Annotated in this window: 2 protein-coding genes; both read left to right on the forward strand. The window is 45.5% G+C overall.

What is annotated here, in order from left to right:
* Window positions 1–314 (forward strand): autotransporter outer membrane beta-barrel domain-containing protein (locus FEK50_RS22880; protein ID WP_138211684.1); only part of this gene is annotated, 314 nt, incomplete at its 5' end.
* An 807-nt stretch (window positions 315–1,121) separates the two neighbouring features.
* The coding region (locus FEK50_RS24765; RefSeq protein ID WP_138211685.1) for an autotransporter outer membrane beta-barrel domain-containing protein at window positions 1,122–3,502 on the forward strand (2,381 nt) is incomplete at its 3' end.

Consider the following 3,502-nt stretch of genomic DNA (forward strand, 5'->3'; position numbering starts at 1 on the left):
CCGAAGGCAACCTGCAAACGCGTCTGGGGGTGAAAGCGTATCTGCAAGGTCATCATGCTATTGATGATCATAAAGAGCGTTCCTTCCAGCCTTTCGTGGAAGCCAACTGGATTTATAATTCCCGCAATTACAGCGTGAAGATGGATCGCATCGGCGATGAGATCATCGGCGCGCGTAACGCAGGCGAGTTAAAAGTCGGGGTGGAAGGTCAGATTACTCCGCGTCTGCAACTGTGGGGCAACGTCGCCCAGCAGTTGGGCGACAATGGTTACAGTGATACCCAGGGAATGCTGGGCGTGAAATATCTCTTTTAATGCCACTTTGCCACCTGTCACGTACAGGTGGCACTCTTTTTCGAACCCTGGTCTTTATGATCGCGCTCGCATTCAGCTATAAATATGATGAAGTTAATTCAGCTTATTTATGAGTGAAATCACTATGGCTCCTTTGCACGCCATATATAGCTCCTCCCGTTGTGCAAGTTATTTTTCATCTGTGTAACGGAAGTTAGTTGCATTCGTATATCCGGCCTCTCTTACGCTACCGTCGTACCCGGCCATGATGTGTGATTAGGGCAATACCCTGAAGATAACAGTCATCATCAGGGTTGATTAATAAGTGGTTCAGCGTTCAGGAAAAATCTACAGAAAAAGGGATTATATTTGTATTTTTCTCAACAATAGCCACATCTCTCCTGTTGTTTAATAACGCTCATGACAATTATCGCTGGTGTTCCTTAAATTAATTTTCATAAAAATCTCAAATTCCTGCTTCCGCTAAAATCCAATATAAAATTCACACAAACCACATTACTTTTCTGAACAAAAAAGCCACCAACCATCTATTAATGTAATCTCCATACCTTTTATTTATTTCACTTACATAAAGCTTAGGATTATTAGATGTGTTTTTTTCTAAACGACATAAAAAAACCACATTAACTCCACGTACAAACCACTAAAACCTATCAATGCAATGAACAACTAACACTTTAATAAATTTATTGTGTCTAACATTACAGATATTCTTATTTAGCAACTTGCATGCTTACGCCTTACAAGGCTTCAGGAAGAAAAACAGTGCAATAAAAAACATCTCGCCATTTAAATTTAAGGATGAAAGTGAGTGATATGAAATCAGCAAAAAAAAGCTTATCGACACGGGCGATAGCCATTTCAACGGTATTATTTACACCCGTATCCCTGGCTGTAACCCCACCCACAGATGCAAATAGCGTTGTTACCATTAATAATGGCGAAGAGGCAAAAGTTATTGCCGCTGAAGGTTACGATCCCGGATGGAATCATTTTACTTCTTTGAATGTAGGTCAAAACTCTAATGGCTCATTACTCATTGATAATCTTTCACTTATTACTGCTAATGCTACCGTAGGTAATAACTCTGAAGGTTCCCTCACTTTATCCAACCATACCAACTGGCAGTTTGATACTCCTACATCAAAATTGTATTTGGGCACAAATGAAGGTTCCGGCACAGTATACGTGTTAGAAGGCAGTAAGATAAGTGGCCTGCAGGAACTAAGGATTGGTGAGTATTATGGTGATGCCAAAGGGTTGATGGTTATTGATGGGGAAGACTCATCGGTTTCCTCTAACATTGCTATTGTTGGCGATCAGGGAATCGGCAATTTACGTATTACGAATGGCGGTACACTCACCACCTCAGCTCAGGTAGCTATTGGATATGCTTATCCAGGCAATAGTGCATCAAAAAATCGTAATAGTTATGGCGAGGTTCTGGTTGATGGTAAAAATTCAACATTGAATGCTGAATATGTTTATCTTGGTGGATTCAGCCCAGATGTTGCTTTTAATACTACCGGTATCCTTACCGTTAATAATGGTGCAACAATCAATGCCAATTCGTTTATCTGGGTTACTCTCGCACCTGGCGCCACAGGCGTTTTAAATATTGGTGGTGCGCAAGGTGAGGCTGAACAGCCTGCTGGTTCGATTAATACGCCATTTATTCATTTGGGAGCCGTAGATCCTTCCTCCACGTCGATAGTAAACTTTAATCACTCCAGTACCGATTTTCTGCTGGCCTCCGATATTCAGGGGAACGGCCAGATTAATCAAGTTGGCTCAGGAACGACAACATTATCTGGTTCCAATAGCTATGCTGGTGATACCAATATAACCAAAGGCAGCCTACGCGCAGGTAAAGAAAATACCTTCAGCCCCAACTCCGATTATATTGTCGACAGTGAAGGCCATCTCGATTTAAACACTTATTCGCAAACATTAAATACTCTGGCGCTGGCTGGAACAACAACGTTGTCTTCGTATGAACAGGGTCACGAGTTCACGCCGACCACACTGACCATTAACGGCAACTACACCGCCGATGATGGCCTGTTAGTCATGCATACTGTATTAGGCGATGATAATTCCGTAACGGATAAACTCATCATAAAAGGTGATACTTCCGGTAGCACCCGCATTATGGTCAACAATGCAGGCGGCCTGGGCGCGGAAACCCTGGAAGGGATAAAAATTGTCGAGGTTGACGGCCTGTCAGAGGGCGTTTTCAGTAAAGAGGGACGTATTGTTGCCGGTCCTTATGATTACAACGTGACAAAAAGCGACAACCAGAACTGGTTTTTAACCAGTGAAATTCCCGCAGGGCCGTATATCCCTCCGGTACTGCCCGTCATCCCGGAACCCGATCCTGAGCCACCTGTAACACCTGAGCCCCCTGTAACACCAGAACCGCCTGTGACACCGGAGCCACCTGTTACGCCATCTGTTCCACAACCAGAACGAAAACATCAGTATCGCCCGGAAATTGGTAGCTATCTGGCCAATATTCAGGCGGCAAATACGCTGTTTAATACCCGGCTGCATGACCGTCTGGGGGAAACACAATACACCGACCTGCTCACTGGCGAGCAGAAAGTGACCAGTTTGTGGATGCGTAACATTGGCGGGCATAACCGCTTTAAAGATCGTTCGGATGAACTGAATACCCAGAGCAACCGTTATGTTCTGCAACTGGGCGGCGATCTTGCGCAATGGAGCAGTAACGCACTCGATCGCTGGCATCTCGGCCTGATGGCTGGCTATGCCAACAGCAAGAGTCACACGCATTCCAGCCTGACCGGGTACAGCTCACGTGGGCAAATCCACGGCTACAGTGTGGGCGTGTATGGCACCTGGTACGCTAACGAAGCAGACAAAACAGGGACTTATGTTGACAGCTGGTTGCTCTATAACTGGTTTGATAACAGCGTCTCCGGCGAGTACCTGCCGAGTGAGAAATATCACTCTGACGGCATCACTGCTGCCGTTGAAGCGGGTTACACCTTCCGTCTCGGTGAAAGCGCTGATGCCCGCACCAGCTACTGGTTGCAGCCCAAAATGCAACTGACGTGGATGGATGTGAAGGCAGACAATCATACGGAAGACAATGGCACGCTGGTTGAGGACAGCACCGAAGGCAACCTGCAAACGCGTCTGGGGGTGAAAGCGTATCTGCAAGG

This window comes from Escherichia sp. E2586 (genome assembly GCF_005781105.1).
Lineage (GTDB): Bacteria > Pseudomonadota > Gammaproteobacteria > Enterobacterales > Enterobacteriaceae > Escherichia.